Annotated in this window: 18 protein-coding genes; 9 read left to right on the top strand and 9 right to left on the bottom strand. The window is 54.3% G+C overall.

Annotated elements, in window-relative coordinates; translation table 11 throughout:
- Positions 1-154 precede the first annotated feature (154 nt).
- The 6 genes from C2U53_RS14045 to idi all read left to right on the top strand — a co-directional run bounded on the left by C2U53_RS14045 (position 155) and on the right by idi (position 6,611).
- Complete coding sequence (locus C2U53_RS14045; protein ID WP_042999375.1) at positions 155-1,555, top strand: NCS2 family protein; 1,401 nt, start codon at positions 155-157, stop codon at positions 1,553-1,555.
- 17 nt (positions 1,556-1,572) lie between these two features.
- Positions 1,573-2,889 (top strand): guanine deaminase, encoded by a 1,317-nt coding sequence (gene guaD, locus C2U53_RS14040; RefSeq protein WP_104446029.1) that lies wholly within the window; start codon positions 1,573-1,575, stop codon positions 2,887-2,889.
- A gap of 32 nt (positions 2,890-2,921) precedes the next feature.
- Positions 2,922-4,289, top strand: a complete 1,368-nt coding sequence (ghxQ, locus tag C2U53_RS14035; RefSeq protein WP_042999373.1) for a guanine/hypoxanthine transporter GhxQ — start codon at positions 2,922-2,924, stop codon at positions 4,287-4,289.
- Positions 4,290-4,352: 63 nt separating this feature from the next.
- On the top strand, positions 4,353-5,801 hold the full coding sequence (locus C2U53_RS14030) for a nucleobase:cation symporter-2 family protein (RefSeq protein ID WP_044327227.1): 1,449 nt from the start codon (positions 4,353-4,355) through the stop codon (positions 5,799-5,801).
- A gap of 1 nt (position 5,802) precedes the next feature.
- Positions 5,803-5,928: a hypothetical protein gene (locus C2U53_RS30320; protein ID WP_099433739.1), complete on the top strand. Its 126-nt coding sequence runs from the start codon at positions 5,803-5,805 to the stop codon at positions 5,926-5,928.
- Between the two features lie 134 nt (positions 5,929-6,062).
- A complete protein-coding gene (gene idi, locus C2U53_RS14025) occupies positions 6,063-6,611 on the top strand; it encodes an isopentenyl-diphosphate Delta-isomerase (RefSeq protein ID WP_054176761.1) in 549 nt (182 codons plus the stop codon).
- Between the two features lie 50 nt (positions 6,612-6,661).
- On the opposite strand, the gene lysS is transcribed toward idi, so the two are convergent.
- From lysS to xerD, 5 genes are all read right to left on the bottom strand, one after another.
- Positions 6,662-8,179, bottom strand: a complete 1,518-nt coding sequence (lysS, locus tag C2U53_RS14020; protein ID WP_044254020.1) for a lysine--tRNA ligase — start codon at positions 8,177-8,179, stop codon at positions 6,662-6,664.
- Between the two features lie 9 nt (positions 8,180-8,188).
- A protein-coding gene (gene prfB, locus C2U53_RS14015) for a peptide chain release factor 2 (protein WP_099433741.1) occupies positions 8,189-9,287 on the bottom strand; the annotation gives its coding sequence in 2 pieces (ribosomal slippage) (positions 8,189-9,211 and positions 9,213-9,287; 1,098 coding nt in all).
- Positions 9,288-9,392: 105 nt separating this feature from the next.
- Positions 9,393-11,126, bottom strand: a complete 1,734-nt coding sequence (gene recJ / locus C2U53_RS14010; protein WP_104446028.1) for a single-stranded-DNA-specific exonuclease RecJ — start codon at positions 11,124-11,126, stop codon at positions 9,393-9,395.
- A gap of 5 nt (positions 11,127-11,131) precedes the next feature.
- Positions 11,132-11,845, bottom strand: a complete 714-nt coding sequence (gene dsbC, locus C2U53_RS14005; RefSeq protein WP_042999368.1) for a bifunctional protein-disulfide isomerase/oxidoreductase DsbC — start codon at positions 11,843-11,845, stop codon at positions 11,132-11,134.
- 23 nt (positions 11,846-11,868) lie between these two features.
- Entirely contained in the window at positions 11,869-12,765 is an 897-nt protein-coding gene (xerD, locus tag C2U53_RS14000) for a site-specific tyrosine recombinase XerD (RefSeq protein ID WP_042999367.1), read from the bottom strand.
- 100 nt (positions 12,766-12,865) lie between these two features.
- Between xerD and fldB the strand changes: the two genes are divergently transcribed.
- Entirely contained in the window at positions 12,866-13,387 is a 522-nt protein-coding gene (gene fldB / locus C2U53_RS13995; protein WP_042999366.1) for a flavodoxin FldB, read from the top strand.
- A gap of 100 nt (positions 13,388-13,487) precedes the next feature.
- On the opposite strand, the gene C2U53_RS13990 is transcribed toward fldB, so the two are convergent.
- A complete protein-coding gene (locus tag C2U53_RS13990; RefSeq protein ID WP_044254016.1) occupies positions 13,488-13,895 on the bottom strand; it encodes a protein YgfX in 408 nt (135 codons plus the stop codon).
- Complete coding sequence (sdhE, locus tag C2U53_RS13985; RefSeq protein ID WP_042322123.1) at positions 13,876-14,142, bottom strand: FAD assembly factor SdhE; 267 nt, start codon at positions 14,140-14,142, stop codon at positions 13,876-13,878. The genes C2U53_RS13990 and sdhE overlap by 20 nt, the downstream gene beginning before the upstream one ends.
- Before the next feature lie 256 nt (positions 14,143-14,398).
- Here sdhE and ygfZ point away from each other — a divergent pair, with 256 nt between their 5' ends.
- Positions 14,399-15,379, top strand: coding sequence for a tRNA-modifying protein YgfZ (gene ygfZ, locus C2U53_RS13980; protein ID WP_042999364.1), 981 nt, complete (start codon positions 14,399-14,401; stop codon positions 15,377-15,379).
- 80 nt (positions 15,380-15,459) lie between these two features.
- On the opposite strand, the gene C2U53_RS13975 is transcribed toward ygfZ, so the two are convergent.
- Complete coding sequence (locus tag C2U53_RS13975; RefSeq protein WP_042999363.1) at positions 15,460-16,119, bottom strand: hemolysin III family protein; 660 nt, start codon at positions 16,117-16,119, stop codon at positions 15,460-15,462.
- Between the two features lie 162 nt (positions 16,120-16,281).
- Positions 16,282-16,593, bottom strand: coding sequence for a N(4)-acetylcytidine aminohydrolase (gene yqfB / locus C2U53_RS13970; protein ID WP_042999362.1), 312 nt, complete (start codon positions 16,591-16,593; stop codon positions 16,282-16,284).
- A 52-nt stretch (positions 16,594-16,645) separates the two neighbouring features.
- Here yqfB and C2U53_RS13965 point away from each other — a divergent pair, with 52 nt between their 5' ends.
- The gene (locus C2U53_RS13965) at positions 16,646-17,374 is read left to right on the top strand and encodes a MurR/RpiR family transcriptional regulator (RefSeq protein WP_104446027.1); all 729 of its coding nucleotides are present in this window, start codon (positions 16,646-16,648) and stop codon (positions 17,372-17,374) included.
- Positions 17,375-17,424: the final 50 nt, after the last annotated feature.

Genomic DNA, 17,424 nt, shown 5'->3' with positions numbered 1-17,424 from the left:
GCCGCTCAGGCGGCCCGCTCACATGACTCAATAACGATTAAATGCCGTCTGCGGAAATGAGATAAGCCGTTCTCAGGGCAACCTGCGCCTCAAATTCGCAGAATTTAATTCTGCTGATTCAGATGATCAAATTTACTTATTAAGGAGTGAAGGGATGTCTGATATATCACGTGCAGGCTCAGATCTGATTTACGAACTGGAGGATCGCCCTCCCTTTCATCAGTCTATTATCGGCGCGATCACCCACCTGCTGGCCATCTTTGTCCCCATGGTCACGCCCGCATTAATTGTTGGCACCGCGCTGCAGCTCTCAACGGAAACCACCGCCTATCTGGTCTCAATGGCGATGATTGCATCTGGCATCGGCACCTGGCTGCAGGTCAATCGCTATGGCATGGTCGGTTCCGGCTTACTCTCGATTCAGTCGGTCAACTTTTCGTTTGTCACGGTAATGATTGCACTGGGCAGCGGGATGAAAAACGATGGATTCCACGAAGAGTTGATCATGTCATCGCTGCTTGGCGTTTCATTTGTCGGGGCATTTCTGGTGGTGGGATCGTCTTTCATTTTGCCTTACTTGCGCAGGGTCATCACGCCGACCGTCAGCGGAATTGTGGTGCTGATGATTGGCCTGAGCCTGATTAAAGTCGGGATTATCGATTTTGGCGGCGGCTTTGCGGCGAAAAGCAGCGGCACCTACGGAAATTACGAGAATATCGGCGTCGGGTTGCTGGTGCTGATCGTGGTGATCGGTTTTAACTGCTGCCGCAGTCCGTTACTGAGAATGGGCGGCATCGCGATCGGGCTGTGCGTGGGTTATATCGTCTCTTTGTGCCTGGGCATGGTGGATTTCAGCAGTATGCGCAATCTGCCGTGGGTCACCATCCCGACCCCTTTTAAGTACGGTTTCCAGTTCAACTTTCATCACTTTCTGGTGGTGGGGACCATTTATCTGCTCAGCGTGCTGGAAGCCGTCGGCGACATTACCGCGACCGCGATGGTGTCCAGACGCCCCATTCAGGGAGATGAATACCAGTCACGCCTGAAGGGCGGCGTGCTGGCCGATGGGCTGGTCTCCGTTATTGCCTCTGCAGTGGGTTCACTGCCATTGACGACCTTTGCGCAAAACAACGGCGTTATCCAGATGACCGGCGTCGCCTCTCGCTATATCGGCCGCACCATCGCCGTCATGCTGGTGCTGCTTGGACTGTTTCCCATGATTGGCGGCTTCTTTACCACTATTCCTTCGGCGGTGCTGGGGGGCGCGATGACGCTAATGTTCTCGATGATCGCAATCGCCGGGATCCGCATCATCATCACGAACGGGCTTAAGCGCCGTGAAACGCTGATTGTTGCCACCTCGTTGGGACTGGGGCTGGGCGTCTCCTATGACCCGGAAATATTCAAAATCCTGCCGGCCTCAATTTATGTGTTGGTGGAAAACCCCATCTGCGCGGGCGGTCTGACCGCCATTCTACTGAATATCATTCTCCCAGGAGGCTACCGGCCTGAAGAAGTGCTGCCGGGCATCGTCTCCCCGGAGGAAACGGATTAACGGTAAAGGAGTTTACGATGTCTGGAGAACACACGTTGAAAGCGGTACGCGGCAGCTTTATTGATGTCACCCGCACCGTTGAAAACCCGGAAGAGATCGCCTCAGCGCTGCGATTTTTGGAAGACGGATTGCTGCTGATTCGCCAGGGAAAAGTCGAATGGTTTGGTGAGTGGGAAGCAGGAAAACAGCGGATCCCTGACGCCATCCGTGTCCGTGACTATCGCGGAAAACTGGTCGTGCCGGGATTCGTTGATACGCATATCCATTACCCCCAGAGTGAAATGGTCGGTGCCTATGGCGAGCAGTTGCTGGAATGGCTGAATAAGCACACCTTCCCGACCGAAAGACGCTATGAGGATCTGGAATACGCACGCGAGATGTCAGCTTTTTTCATCAAGCAACTGTTGCGTAACGGCACCACCAGCGCGCTGGTTTTTGGCACGGTGCATCCGCAGTCCGTGGATGCGCTATTTGAAGCCGCCAGCCATATCAATATGCGCATGATCGCCGGCAAAGTGATGATGGATCGTAACGCGCCGGATTATCTTCTGGACGACGCCGAGAGCAGCTACCTGCAAAGTAAGGCGTTGATTGAGCGCTGGCATAAAAATGGCCGCCTGCTGTATGCCATCACGCCGCGCTTTGCCCCGACCTCGTCACCGCAACAGATGGCGATGGCGCAGCGTCTGCGGGAAGAATATCCCGACACCTGGGTACATACCCATCTCTCTGAAAACAAAGACGAAATTTCCTGGGTTAAAGAACTCTATCCTGAACATGACGGCTATCTGGATGTGTACCACCAGTACGGGCTGACCGGCAAAAATTGCGTCTTCGCCCACTGTGTCCATCTGGAAGAGAAAGAGTGGGATCGCCTGAGCGAAACCCACTCCAGCATCGCCTTTTGTCCGACCTCAAACCTCTACCTCGGCAGCGGTTTGTTCAATCTGCAAAAAGCCTGGAGGAAGAAGATCAACGTCGGTATGGGAACCGATATCGGCGCCGGTACCACCTTCAACATGCTGCAAACGCTGAACGAAGCCTACAAAGTGGTGCAACTACAGGGGTACCGACTCTCGGCATACGAAGCCTTTTACCTGGCGACGCTCGGCGGCGCGAAAGCGCTGGGCCTCGACGATCTGATTGGTAACTTTATGCCGGGCAAAGAGGCGGACTTTGTGGTGCTGGAACCGACAGCGACGCCGCTGCAACAACTGCGCTATGACAACTCTACATCCCTGGTCGACAAATTGTTCGTGATGATGACGCTGGGCGACGATCGCTCAATTTACCGCACTTACGTCGACGGACGTCTGGTGTACGAACGGACCTGACAGAACGCTAACATCCTGCTGAGGACATCATTATGTCTGGAGATATTCTGCAAACCCCCGGCGCGTCGAAACCACGCAGCGCGCTGGATAATTACTTCAAGATTACGGCGCGTGGCAGTACCGTGCGTCAGGAAATACTGGCCGGGTTGACCACCTTTCTGGCGATGGTCTATTCGGTCATAGTCGTGCCCGGAATGCTGGGGAAAGCGGGATTCCCACCCGCCGCCGTCTTTGTCGCCACCTGCCTCGTCGCAGGCTTCGGCTCGCTGTTGATGGGCCTGTGGGCCAACCTGCCGATGGCGATTGGCTGTGCTATTTCGCTGACCGCCTTCACCGCATTCAGCCTGGTGCTGGGACAACACATTTCTATTCCTGTCGCCCTCGGCGCGGTTTTCCTGATGGGGGTCATTTTTACCGCTATCTCGGTCACCGGCGTCCGGACCTGGATCTTACGAAACTTACCCATGGGTATCGCGCATGGCACAGGGATTGGCATCGGGTTGTTCCTGTTGCTGATCGCGGCGAACGGCGTCGGTATGGTGATTAAAAACCCGTTGGAAGGGCTTCCGGTGGCACTCGGCGCATTTACCTCTTTTCCGGTTCTGATGAGTCTGCTGGGTTTGGCGGTCATCTTCGGGCTGGAGAAATGCCGCGTCCCTGGCGGGATCCTGCTGGTGATTATCGCCATCTCGATTATCGGATTGATATTTGACCCTGCCGTTAAATATCACGGCCTGGTCGCCATGCCCAGCCTGAGCGGTGAAGACGGTAAGTCTCTGATTTTCAGTCTTGATATCATGGGCGCCTTACAGCCTGCGGTGCTGCCCAGCGTACTGGCGCTGGTGATGACGGCGGTATTTGATGCGACCGGCACCATCCGCGCCGTCGCCGGACAAGCGAATCTGCTGGATAAAGACAACCAAATCATCAACGGCGGTAAAGCGTTGACCAGCGACTCCATCAGCTCCGTATTCTCCGGTCTGGTGGGCGCAGCGCCGGCCGCCGTCTATATTGAATCCGCTGCGGGAACCGCCGCCGGTGGAAAAACAGGACTGACCGCCGCCATCGTCGGCTGTTTGTTCTTGCTTATCCTGTTCTTATCGCCTCTCTCTTACCTCATACCCGGCTATGCGACGGCGCCTGCGCTGATGTACGTCGGCTTACTGATGCTCAGTAATGTCTCAAAACTGGATTTCAATGACTTCATCGATGCGATGGCCGGTCTGGTCTGCGCGGTCTTTATCGTCCTGACCTGCAATATCGTCACCGGCATTATGCTCGGTTTCGTGACGCTGGTTGTCGGTCGCGTTTTTGCCCGGGAATGGCAGAAGCTGAACATCGGTACCGTCATTATTACCGTCGCGCTGGTGGCGTTCTACGCCGGCGGATGGGCTATTTAAGCGAGGCTCCGCGCCAACGCGCGCGGAGCTGTTCTATCGGCCTCGCCATTCAGGAGAAAACGCATGAGCGCCATAGATTCCCAACTTCCCTCACCGTCGGGGCAAGGCCGCGCCACCGATGAGGTCGACCGTATATTATCGCCTGGCAAGCTGGTTGTCCTCGGTTTACAGCATGTGCTGGTCATGTACGCAGGCGCGGTCGCTGTACCGCTGATGATTGGCGACAGACTCGGCCTCAGCAAAGAAGCTATTGCGCTGTTAATCAGCTCGGATCTCTTCTGCTGCGGGATCGTGACCCTGCTGCAATGTATTGGCATCGGTCGCTTTATGGGGATTCGCCTGCCCGTGATTATGTCGGTGACGTTTGCCGCGGTGACGCCGATGATTGCGATTGGCATCAATCCGGATATCGGTCTGTTGGGCATTTTTGGCTCAACCATTGCCGCTGGCGCGATCACCACACTCTTAGCGCCGCTTGTCGGTCGCCTGATGCCCTTATTTCCACCGCTGGTAACGGGCGTGGTGATCACCTCGATTGGTCTGAGCATTATTCAGGTGGGCGTTGACTGGGCTGCTGGCGGAAAAGGTAATCCTGAGTATGGGAATCCGGTCTATTTAGGGATTTCATTTGCGGTCTTAATCTTTATTTTATTAATCACCCGATTTGCCAAAGGCTTCATGTCCAACGTCGCGGTCCTGCTGGGGATCATCTTTGGCTTTGCGTTGTCATGGATGATGAATGAAGTGAATTTGTCAGGCCTGCACGATGCCTCGTGGTTCGCGATTGTCACACCGATGGCCTTCGGCACCCCTGTCTTTGATCCGGTGTCGATTCTGACCATGACGGCTGTGTTAATCATTGTGTTTATTGAATCGATGGGGATGTTCCTGGCGCTCGGCGAAATCGTCGGTCGCAAACTCTCATCGCAGGATATCATTCGCGGCCTGCGCGTGGATGGCGTCGGGACAATGATTGGCGGACTGTTTAACAGCTTTCCCCACACCTCATTTTCCCAAAACGTTGGCCTGGTCAGCGTCACGCGCGTGCACAGTCGATGGGTCTGCATCGCTTCCGGCGTCATCTTAATTTTGTTTGGCATGGTGCCGAAAATGGCGGTTCTGGTCGCCTCCATTCCGCAGTTCGTCCTCGGCGGCGCGGGTCTGGTGATGTTTGGTATGGTACTGGCAACCGGGATCCGCATTCTCTCGCGCTGCAATTACACCACGAACCGTTACAACCTCTACATTGTGGCCATCAGCCTGGGCGTCGGCATGACGCCGACGTTATCGCATGACTTTTTCTCTCGCCTGCCTGCCGTTCTCCAGCCGTTACTGCACAGCGGAATTATGCTTGCCACCTTCAGCGCTGTCGTACTGAATCTGTTTTTCAATGGCTACCACCACCATACCGGGCTGGTGCAGGAATCCGTCTCGGATAAAAACCTGAAGGTCAGAACGGTTCGAATGTGGTTACTGATGCGCAAGCTGAAAAAAAATCAGCAGGATGAATAGCATGAATCTCTTTTGGCGCTGCCTGATTACCTTGCTGTTGCTCATGCTGATGTCGATACCCGCCATTTCTGACGGCATTGCGCTGGGTATCGAAAGTCGCTTCCGGTTTATGCTGCTGTTTTTCTAAAATCACGCCCCGCTCCCGACATCCGTACCGCAAGATGCGGATGTCACATTCCTGTGTTAAACGCTCCCGGCGTTAATCATTTCATCGTGAGATCTCATATACTGGTGTGCGCTTGAGATTGACAGTGAGACATTATGCGACAGGAACACGTCATTTTACTGGATGCACAGGACACCCCTTCCGGCACGCTGGAAAAATATACCGCCCACACCGTTAACACACCATTGCATCTCGCCTTCTCCTCCTGGCTGTTCAATACAGAGGGACAGCTTTTGGTGACTCGCCGTTCGCTGGAAAAAAAAGCGTGGCCAGGCGTCTGGACTAACTCGGTCTGCGGCCACCCTCAACAAGGTGAAAGTCACGAAGAGGCTGTTATCCGCCGCTGTCGTTATGAGCTGGGCGTAGAGATTGCCAGTCTGACTCCCGTCTACCCGGCATTTCGCTATCGCGCGACCGATCCCAGTGGGATCGTCGAGAATGAGGTCTGCCCGGTCTATGCAGCACGGGTGACCAGTGAACTGCAGGTCAATCGCGATGAAGTGATGGATTATCAGTGGAGCGATCTGGAGGAGGTTTTACGCGGAATTGACGCGACGCCGTGGGCTTTCAGCCCGTGGATGGTGATGCAGGCGTCAAACGATACGGCGCGAGCGTCACTCCTTAACTTTAGCCGTCAGCAATAAAAAACCCCGGCATGTCAGCCGGGGTTTTTTATTAGCCGTCGCCGTGAAGCTTATTTGACCGGACGCATCGCCGGGAACAGGATCACATCACGGATGGTGTGGCTGTTGGTGAACAGCATCACCATACGGTCGATACCAATACCCAGACCCGCGGTCGGCGGCAGACCGTGCTCCAGCGCGGTGACGTAGTCTTCGTCGAAGAACATCGCTTCGTCGTCGCCCGCCGCTTTCGCGTCAACCTGATCCTGGAAGCGCTGCGCCTGATCTTCCGCATCGTTCAGCTCGCTAAAGCCGTTACCGATCTCACGACCGCCGATGAAGAACTCAAAGCGATCGGTGATTTCCGGGTTCTCGTCATTACGACGCGCCAGCGGAGACACTTCTGCCGGGTATTCGGTAATGAACGTCGGCTGAATCAGATGCGCTTCGGCCACTTCTTCGAAAATTTCCGTCACGATACGGCCCAGACCCCAGCTCTTCTCGACCTTGATACCGAGAGATTCAGCGATCGCTTTGGCGGAGTCGAAGTTATCCAGTTCAGCCATTTCCGTTTCCGGACGGTATTTCTTGATAGCCTCGCGCATAGTCAGTTTTTCGAACGGTTTGCCGAAGTCGAACACTTCATCGCCGTAAGGCACTTCCGTTTTACCCAACACGTCCTGCGCCAGCGTACGGAACAGAGACTCGGTCAGTTCGATCAGATCTTTATAGTCCGCATAGGCCATGTAGAGTTCCATCATGGTGAACTCTGGGTTATGACGCACGGAGATCCCTTCGTTACGGAAGTTACGGTTGATTTCGAATACGCGCTCGAAGCCGCCAACCACCAGACGCTTCAGGTACAGTTCCGGCGCAATACGCAGGTACATGTCCAGATCCAGCGCATTGTGATGGGTGATAAACGGACGCGCAGACGCGCCGCCTGGGATCACCTGCATCATCGGGGTCTCAACTTCCATAAAGCCGCGACCGACCATGAACTGGCGGATGCCTGCCAGGATCTGAGAACGCACTTTAAAGGTGTTGCGGGATTCATCGTTAGAGATGAGATCCAGATAGCGCTGACGATAACGCGCTTCCTGATCCTGCAAACCGTGGAATTTATCCGGCAGCGGACGCAGCGCTTTGGTCAACAGACGCAATTCGGTGCAGTGGATAGACAGTTCGCCGGTTTTGGTTTTGAACAGCTTTCCTTTGGCGCCGAGGATGTCGCCGAGATCCCATTTTTTGAACTGCTCGTTGTAAACACCTTCCGGCAGATCGTCACGGGCAACGTACAGCTGAATGCGGCCACCCACGTCCTGCAACGTCACAAAGGACGCTTTCCCCATGATACGACGGGTCATCATGCGGCCTGCAACGGACACCTCGATGTTCAGCGCTTCCAGCTCTTCGTTCTCTTTCGCATCGAAGTCAGTATGCAGTTGGTCTGAGGTGTGATCGCGACGGAAATCGTTCGGGAAGGCGATACCCTGCTCACGCAGGCCAGCCAGTTTCTCACGACGCGTTTTCAGTTCGTTATTAAGATCGGCTACCGCGTCAGCGCCCTGTGCGTGTTGTTCAGACATGTTGGTTCCTCATAACCCTGCTTTCAAACTTGCTTCGATAAATTGATCCAGGCTGCCATCCAGCACCGCCTGCGTGTTGCGGGTTTCAACCCCGGTACGCAAGTCTTTAATGCGGGAGTCATCAAGGACGTAAGAACGGATCTGGCTTCCCCAGCCGATGTCGGATTTAGTGTCTTCCATCGCCTGCTTCTCAGCGTTTTTCTTCTGCATTTCCAGTTCATAAAGCTTCGCTTTCATCTGCTTCATGGCCTGGTCTTTGTTCTTGTGCTGGGAGCGGTCGTTCTGGCACTGCGTCACAATCCCGGTCGGGATGTGGGTAATACGCACCGCGGATTCCGTACGGTTAACGTGCTGACCGCCCGCACCGGATGCGCGATACACGTCGATACGCAGGTCCGCCGGGTTGATTTCGATATCAATATCGTCATCCACTTCCGGGTAAACGAACGCGGAGCTAAACGAGGTATGGCGACGACCACCGGAGTCGAACGGGCTCTTACGCACCAGACGGTGAACGCCGGTTTCCGTACGCAGCCAGCCGTAGGCATATTCGCCAGAAATCTTAATGGTCACGGACTTGATCCCGGCCACTTCCCCTTCTGACTCTTCAATAATTTCGGTCTTGAAGCCGCGTGCTTCTGCCCAGCGCAAATACATACGCTCCAGCATGCTTGCCCAGTCCTGCGCTTCAGTACCGCCGGAACCGGCCTGGATATCGAGGTAGCAATCGGCGCTGTCATATTCGCCGGAGAACATACGGCGGAACTCCAGTTGCGCTAGTTTTTCGTCAAGCGTATCGAGTTCAGCAACGGCTTCGTTAAAGGTTTCTTCGTCGTCGGCTTCTACAGCCAGATCCAGCAGGCCGGAAACATCTTCCAGACCCTGAGACATTTGGTCGAGGGTGTCGACAATCGCTTCAAGCGAGGAACGTTCCTTACCCAGCGCCTGTGCGCGTTCGGGTTCGTTCCAGACGTCAGGCTGTTCCAGCTCGGCGTTTACTTCTTCCAGACGCTCTTTCTTGGCATCATAGTCAAAGATACCCCCTAAGAACGTCAGAGCGCTCCGTGAGGTCCTGAATGCGGTTTTTTACCGGATTAATTTCAAACATGGTCTGATTTCTTTTATTGGACTTGTCAAAATGCGGTGATAAGAGCGGGATTGTACCCAATCCACGCGCTTATTTATAGAGAATAGTGACGGGAAATTGGTCAGATTACACGGGCCAGATATTATCGATGATGATCTGCAAACTGCGGTTGCCGCGAAATTCGTTAATATCCAGTTTGTAGGCCAGATCGACTTCGCGCACGCCGTTATCCGGCCAGCAGGCAGTGTCGACGTTAAAGGCGATGCCGTCTAACAGCGGTCCTCCGCCAACGGGTTCGACCATCACTTTCAAATGTCGCTCGCCAACCAGACGCTGCTGAAGCAGGCGAAAACGCCCGTCAAACAGCGGTTCCGGGAACATTTGCCCCCACGGACCGGCATCACGCAGCAGTTGCGCAACCTCCATCGTCATCTCCGCGGCGCTGAGCGGGCCGTCAGAGACCACTTCCCCCTGTAACAGCGAGGGATCCAGCCATTCCGTGACCAGCTCGCCAAAACGCTGCTGGAACAGGTCGAATTTTGCCTCTTCCAGCGACAGTCCCGCCGCCATCGCATGGCCGCCGAATTTAATCATCAACCCCGGATGCAACGTATCCAGCCGCTCCAGCGCATCACGCATGTGCAGTCCCTGAATGGAACGTCCGGAGCCTTTTAGCGTGCCATCGCCAGCCGGTGCGAAAGCGATCACCGGGCGGTGAAAACGCTCTTTAATGCGCGAGGCGAGGATCCCGACCACCCCCTGATGCCACTCAGGATGATACATCGCCAGACCTCCGGGCAGCGTTTCGCGACTGCGTTCCAGCTTCTCGCACAGGGTCAGCGCTTCCGCCTGCATTCCCTGTTCAATCTCTTTACGGGTCTGGTTTAACGCATCCAGTTCGTTAGCCAGTACCCGCGCTTCGCCAATGTTATCGCACAACAGCAGCGCCACGCCAACGGACATATCATCCAGCCGACCCGCCGCATTCAGACGCGGACCAAGCGCAAACCCTAAATCGCTGGCGGCGAGTTTTTGCGCATCACGGTTGGACACTTCCAGCAACGCTTTGATCCCCGGACGGCATTTCCCGGCACGAATGCGGCTTAAGCCCTGCCAGGTGAGGATTCGGTTGTTGGCATCCAGCGGCACCACGTCCGCCACAGTGCCCAGCGCGACCAGATCGAGCAGATCCGCCAGGTTTGGCGGCGCAATGCCGCGTTCGTCAAACCAGCCTTTGTCGCGCAGGAAGGTGCGCAGGGCGAGCATCAGGTAAAACGCCACGCCCACACCGGCCAGCGATTTCGAGGGGAAATCACAATCGGGCAGATTCGGGTTGATGATGGCTTCGGCGGCGGGCAGCGTCTCGCCCGGCAGGTGGTGATCGGTGACCACGACCGGGATCCCCAGCGCCCTGGCGTGATCCACACCGGCATGGGAAGAGATACCGTTATCGACGGTGACGATCAGCTGCGCGCCACGCGCATGGGCCTGATCGACCACTTCCGGACTTAAGCCGTAACCATCCTCAAAGCGGTTTGGCACGAGGTAGCTGATGTTATCGCAGCCCAGAGCGCGCATACCCAGCACGCTCAGGGCGGTACTGGTCGCCCCATCCGCATCGAAATCGCCGACAACAATGATGCGCGTCCCCTCGCGAAAGGCGTTATAGAGAATTTCGACCGCTTTTTCGACGCCACTCAGTTGCTGCCATGGCAGCATGCCTTTGACGCTGCGCTCAAGATCCTGAGCACTGCGTACGCCACGGCTGGCATACAGGCGACGTAGCAGCGGCGAAAGGTCGGCAGGCAGTTCTACCGACTCATCGACTTCCCGCCGACGAAGTTGTATCTGTTGTTTCACGCGAATTACTTACCACTGGTCTGTTTTTGGTGCTCGTCAAGAAACGCTTTCATCTCTTTCGGTCCCTGATAGCCTGGCACGACATAGCCGTTGCTCAGCACAATCGCAGGTGTACCGCTTACGCCAAACTGTACGCCCAGCGCATAGTGATCCGCGATGTTCACCTCGCAGGTCGCCGCTTTCACGCCTTTGCCTGCCATCGCGTCGTCAAACGCTTTGGCTTTGTCTTGCGCGCACCAGATGGACTTCATATCCTGCTCGGCCTGACTATCCAGTCCCTGACGCGGGAAGGCGAGATAGCGCACGGTAATGCCCAGCGCATTGTAATCCTTCATCTCTTCATGCAGCTTGTGGCAGTAGCCGCAGGTGATATCGGTAAAGACGGTAATGACGTGTTTTTCCTGCGGCGCCTTATAGACGATCATTTCGTTTTCCAGCGCGTTCAGATGCTTCATCAGCAGCTGGTTGGTCACGTTGACTGGCGTCGCGCCGCTGACATCGTACATTGGCCCCTGAATGATGTGTTTACCATCTTCAGTCACATACAGCACGCCGCTGTTGGTCAGCACCGTTTTCATCCCGGCAACCGGGGCGGGTTGAATATCCGTGCTCTGCACGCCCAGTTTCGTCAGAGACTGACGGATCGCGGCGTCGTCGGCGTGTGCCAGGCCGGAAAACGCAGTGGTCAGCAGGGTAAACAGCATTAAACCTTTTTTCATAACCTTTCCTGTTCGCTCAGCATTCACGCTCTTGGGTGATGCTGTTGATGAAGTTGACGCAGGCGCGCTGTCGCAACATGAGTATAAATCTGCGTGGTGGAGAGATCGCTGTGACCCAGCAACATCTGCACCACGCGTAAATCGGCGCCATGATTGAGCAAATGCGTGGCAAATGCGTGGCGTAAAACGTGCGGCGACAGCTTTTCACTGTCGATTCCCGCTAAGACGGCATAGTGCTTAATGCGGTGCCAGAAGGTCTGGCGCGTCATCTGCTGCGCGCGCTGGCTGGGAAACAGCACGTCAATCGATACGCCGTTCAGCAGCCACGGACGCCCATGTTCCAGATACGTCTCCAGCCAGTACACCGCCTCTTCGCCCAATGGCACGAGACGCTCTTTATTGCCTTTACCAATCACCCGCACTACGCCCTGACGCAAGCTGACATCGCTCATCGTCAGTCCGACCAGTTCAGACACGCGCAGTCCGGTGGCATATAAAATCTCAAGCATGGCTTTATCGCGTAACTCCAGCGGTTGGTCAACCACGGGAGCTTGTAATAACCGTTCTACTTGCGCTTCACTGAGATCCTTCGGCAGACGCTGCGGGAGCTTGGGCGATGCCAGCGTCGCGCTTGGATCGTCGGTGCGAATTTTCTCGCGGTAAAGATGCTGGAATAGCCGCCGCACCGCGCTCAGCAGTCGTGCGGTACTGGTAGCTTTATACCCACCGTCCATCCGCTCGGCCAGCAAGGCCTGCAGATCATCACTTTGCGCGGTTTCCAGCGACACCTGACGGTGCGCGAGCCACTCCACCAGCATGGTCAGATCGCGGCGATAGGCGCTCAGCGTATTTTCCGCCAGATTTTTCTCCAGCCAGAGCGCATCAAGGAATTGTTCGATGCGCGCAAGATCCTGTTCCACATCTGCTCCTTTGATTCTGCAGTCTGCCATTATGACTCAATGATACGGGTTTCTGGTACACTACGCGCAAAGTCATAGCAAGTATTGAGACGTTTACGCGATGAATATTGGTCTTTTTTACGGTTCCAGCACCTGCTACACCGAGATGGCTGCGGAGAAAATTCGTGACATCATCGGCCCGGAACTGGTGACGCTGCATAATCTGAAAGATGATGCCCCGGCCCTGATGGAGCAGTACGATGTGCTGATCTTAGGCATTCCCACCTGGGATTTCGGTGAAATTCAGGAGGACTGGGAAGCCGTCTGGGATCAACTGGACGAACTCAACCTCGAAGGCAAAATTGTCGCGCTTTACGGTATGGGCGACCAGTTAGGCTACGGCGAGTGGTTCCTTGACGCGTTGGGCATGTTGCATGACAAACTGTCGACCAAAGGCGTCAAATTCGTCGGTTACTGGCCTACCGAAGGCTATGAGTTCACCAGCCCTAAACCGGTCATTGCCGATGGGCAGTTGTTCGTCGGTCTCGCACTGGATGAAACCAATCAATACGATCTCAGCGATGAGCGTATTCAGGCGTGGTGCGAGCAGATTCTCGGTGAAATGGCCGAGCACTATTCCTGATAACCGTTTTGCCGGATGATGGCGTGAACGCCTTATCCGGCCTACATGACACACCGCATCGTAGGCCTTAAAGCTGCCCGCCATCAGGCATTCGTCGGCACTACCCTTGCGTCGACGGTTGCATCATCAGGCGGCGTAAATCTCGCCATTCCGCCTTATCCATACTGTCAGCCGCGAGCCACAAATGCTGGCGTTTACCGGTTTCTGAGCGCAAGCGCAGCATCATGCCGGTTTTGATCATCCACGGTGCACTGACGATAAGCCAGTCCTGCCCCTGCCAGCGGAGTCGTCCATCCATCAGAAGTTTGACCTCTCCCTGACGGGCGTTAATTCGCCGCTGGCTGCGGACACAGTCAAATACCACCAGCGAAAGCAGTATCAACCACAGCGGCGTGTAGCTCAGCGGCCATGGCATTAATAGAATCGCCGCGGCCACCAGCCCATGCAGAAGGAGTGATAGCCACTGTGCGCGCCATGAGACGCGGAGATCAGATTGCCACAGGACCACGATCCCGATTCCGTGTCTGGATGAGTCGTACCATCTGCTCCAGTTCAGCATCTGCCGGTTTACCGTGATTCATCAACCAGTTGAATAAATCCGGGTCATCACACTCCAGCAGGCGGATAAAAATACGTTTTTCATCATCACTCAACGTGTCGTATTCATGTTCGAAAAACGGCATGATGGAAATATCGAGTTCACGCATACCGCGTCGGCATGCCCAGTGAATACGTGCTTTATTGTTAATATCCATGTTCTTCTTCCTGTCTCACTCAAATGAACTACCCGGCTATTGTAACGTGTTTTTCATCCTGTTTTGCGGGAATATCCGTAACCACAAGCGCGATCGCTAATTAAATCCCCAATAAGTCAATGGGTTCATGTTTTCTGAATGCCGCCTCGCAATCTGTAAGATAAGGCACAAATGGGACTATCAAAGCGCTTGCATTGGGCCATAGCTCTTTTACCATTAGTCATTATCACTGCGTTAAGCAAATCAGGACATTTTTATGGCATTTACTCCATTTCCACCTCGTCAACCCTCAGCTTCAGCGCGTTTGCCCTTGACGCTGATGACGTTAGATGACTGGGCGCTGGCCACGATTACCGGGGCTGACAGCGAGAAGTATATCCAGGGTCAGGTGACAGCTGACGTGAGTCAACTGACTGAACACCAACACGTCCTGGCCGCCCACTGCGACGCTAAAGGAAAAATGTGGAGCAACCTGCGGCTGTTCCGCGACGGCGACGGTTTTGCCTGGATTGAACGCCGTAGTCTGCGTGATGCGCAGGTGGGCGAACTGAAAAAATACGCTGTGTTCTCGAAAGTGACGATTGCCCCAGACGACGAACGCATACTGCTGGGTGTGGCGGGTTTCCAGGCGCGTGCCGCACTGGTGAATCTGTTCAGCGAACTGCCCGACAGCGAAAAGCCTGTCACGCATGAAGGAGCGACGACCCTGCTGTGGTTTGAACATCCGGTAGAACGCTTCCTGTTGGTTACCGATGTGGCAACCGCGGAAACCGTAACCGAAAAACTGCGTGGTGAAGCCGAACTGAATAACAGTCAGCAATGGCTGGCGCTGGATATTGAGGCCGGTCTGCCGGTGATTGATTCAGCAAACAGCGCGCAGTTTATCCCGCAGGCGACTAATCTCCAGGCGCTGGGCGGTATCAGCTTTAAGAAAGGCTGCTATACCGGTCAGGAGATGGTGGCGCGAGCGAAATTCCGCGGGGCGAACAAACGCGCGTTATGGTCTCTGGCGGGTAAGGCCAGTCGTGTACCGGAAGCGGGTGACGATCTTGAAATGAAAATGGGTGAGAACTGGCGTCGTACTGGCACCGTCCTCGCGGCAGTGCAACTGGATGACGGTCAGCTACGGGTACAGGTGGTGATGAACAACGATATGGAGGCCGACAGCGTATTCCGCGTGCGCGACGATGCCAACACGTTGCACATCGAACCGCTGCCCTATTCACTGGAAGAGTAATTCATCAGCACCTGATGGCGCTTCGCTTATCCGGTCTACGGGGAATAGTCGTAGTCCGGATAAGACGGTAAAGCATCACATCACGCCTGTCCTACGTACAAATAGATGGCCAGAAAGTGGCATACGCTGCCGCCCAGCACAAACCCGTGCCAGATAGCATGGTTGTAGGGAATACGCTTACTGACGTAGAAAATCACTCCCAGCGAATAGACCACACCGCCTACGGCCAGTAGCGTTACGCCGCCCACCGCCAGTTTGATCGCCAGTTGATACACCACAATCAGTGACAGCCACCCCATCGTCAGATAGGTCACCAGCGACAGCACTTTAAACCGGTGGGCTATCGTCAGTTTGAATAAAATGCCGAGCAGCGCCAGACTCCAGATAACGATCATTAGCCCACGCGCCAGCGGTGAATTTAGCCCAACCAGCAGAAACGGCGTATAGGTCCCGGCAATGAGCAGGTAAATCGCACAGTGGTCGAATTTTTTCAGCCAGATCTTCGCCCGCTGATGTGGTATCGCGTGATACAGGGTCGACGCCAGAAACAGCAAAATCATGCTGCCGCCGTACAGGCTGTAACTGGTAATCGCTGTCGCACTGGCATTCATGTCCACCGCCTGCACCAGCAACAACACCAGACCGACGATACCAAACACCAGCCCAATACCATGACTGATGCTGTTGGCGATTTCCTCTGCCAGTGAATATCCTTGCGCGATTAATGGCTTCTGGACCATAACTTACTCCGGAGAAACGAACTTGTTCGTGATTGCGCCTCTAGCGTAACTGAGAATGGTTCCAGTGAACACCTGTTAGCTAAAATAAATATCATTTTAAAACTAATCGTTATAAATCAAAATGTTGAAACGAACTTTTCAACTAACAGTTGTTCATTTAATTCAAAGGCATTTAAAATCAATCACATAAAACTGTGACTGATTCGGGTAAATCTCGCCAATCACCCGCTTCAGTTCCTCCAGCGTCATGTTTTCCTGTTGTGCATGTTTTTCCGTCAACGTGTCGAGCGTGACGGTTGACGTTCCCAGCACCTCAATTGTGCAAAAATAGCCATCGTCCTCGAAACGCCCTACCCGCAGAATGTCACCGGTCCTGAAGTGAGATTCTGACTCATCACGAATAGTGATCGTTTTACGCCCTGCCAGAATGTCGTCCTGGAAACGCTGAAAAAAAGTGATGTCATTTGGCTGCATGTTATTATTCCCTTTAGGTAAAATCTGATGAGTGAGTATTGCCATAGTGAGTATGTTCTCCCACGCTGCCATCGCCAGTCTCAACAACATTGAGATGTTGGTCTACAACTATGTCATCAAGAACCGTGACAAAGTCATGTACATGACCATTCGGGAGCTGGCTGAAGCGGCGGGAGTATCGACCACCACCGTGTTGCGTTTCTGTCGCAAGTTTAATTGTGAAGGCTACTCTGAATTTCGCGTACGCTTTAAATTATATTTAGAGCAGAACGAACCGCAACAGGCTAATTTTGGCGCCAGCGAAATTATCAGTTTCTTTAAAGGCGTAAATAACGATGAATTTGAACAATTACTCGATCAGGCTGTAGAGATTATTTTATCGTCCGAGCGCATTATATTTGTCGGTGCCGGTACCTCAGGTGCCCTGGCGAAATATGGCGCGCGTTTTTTCTCAAACGTCGGGAAATTCAGCAACCACATTGATGATCCTTATTTCCCGGTGACAAACGATATGGCACGTAATGCGCTGGCGATTGTGTTATCGGTCTCTGGCGAAACCGAAGAGATCCTGCGCTTTGCCAGCCAGTTCAGCCTGCATAACTGCAAAGTGCTTTCGATTACCAGCCATGAACACTCGCGCCTCGCCAAACTGGCGGACTTTAATCTCTCCTGGCATGTGCCGCAAACCCGCATTGCTGGCGTGTACGATATCACCACGCAAATTCCCGTTATTTATATTCTCGAATCCCTTGGCCGAAAGCTGGCGAAAAAAATAGCGTAAAAAAACAGACTGTTTTTTGGCGGTAACAAATTACCGTTTCGCTATTTTGT

The organism is Citrobacter sp. CFNIH10 (assembly GCF_002934585.1).
In the GTDB taxonomy this organism is placed as follows: Bacteria; Pseudomonadota; Gammaproteobacteria; order Enterobacterales; family Enterobacteriaceae; genus Citrobacter_A; species Citrobacter_A amalonaticus.
This window is presented reverse-complemented; position numbering and strand designations above follow the sequence as displayed.

Bases quoted from the DNA above. Each gene is read 5' to 3' on its own strand.
- C2U53_RS14045 (WP_042999375.1), top strand. From the start codon at position 155: ATGTCTGATATATCACGTGCAGGCTCAGATCTGATTTACGAACTGGAG.
- guaD (WP_104446029.1), top strand. From the start codon at position 1,573: ATGTCTGGAGAACACACGTTGAAAGCGGTACGCGGCAGCTTTATTGAT.
- ghxQ (WP_042999373.1), top strand. From the start codon at position 2,922: ATGTCTGGAGATATTCTGCAAACCCCCGGCGCGTCGAAACCACGCAGC.
- C2U53_RS14030 (WP_044327227.1), top strand. From the start codon at position 4,353: ATGAGCGCCATAGATTCCCAACTTCCCTCACCGTCGGGGCAAGGCCGC.
- C2U53_RS30320 (WP_099433739.1), top strand. From the start codon at position 5,803: ATGAATCTCTTTTGGCGCTGCCTGATTACCTTGCTGTTGCTCATGCTG.
- idi (WP_054176761.1), top strand. From the start codon at position 6,063: ATGCGACAGGAACACGTCATTTTACTGGATGCACAGGACACCCCTTCC.
- lysS (WP_044254020.1), bottom strand. From the start codon at position 8,179: ATGTCTGAACAACACGCACAGGGCGCTGACGCGGTAGCCGATCTTAAT.
- dsbC (WP_042999368.1), bottom strand. From the start codon at position 11,845: ATGAAAAAAGGTTTAATGCTGTTTACCCTGCTGACCACTGCGTTTTCC.
- fldB (WP_042999366.1), top strand. From the start codon at position 12,866: ATGAATATTGGTCTTTTTTACGGTTCCAGCACCTGCTACACCGAGATG.
- sdhE (WP_042322123.1), bottom strand. From the start codon at position 14,142: ATGGATATTAACAATAAAGCACGTATTCACTGGGCATGCCGACGCGGT.
- ygfZ (WP_042999364.1), top strand. From the start codon at position 14,399: ATGGCATTTACTCCATTTCCACCTCGTCAACCCTCAGCTTCAGCGCGT.
- C2U53_RS13975 (WP_042999363.1), bottom strand. From the start codon at position 16,119: ATGGTCCAGAAGCCATTAATCGCGCAAGGATATTCACTGGCAGAGGAA.
- yqfB (WP_042999362.1), bottom strand. From the start codon at position 16,593: ATGCAGCCAAATGACATCACTTTTTTTCAGCGTTTCCAGGACGACATT.
- C2U53_RS13965 (WP_104446027.1), top strand. From the start codon at position 16,646: ATGTTCTCCCACGCTGCCATCGCCAGTCTCAACAACATTGAGATGTTG.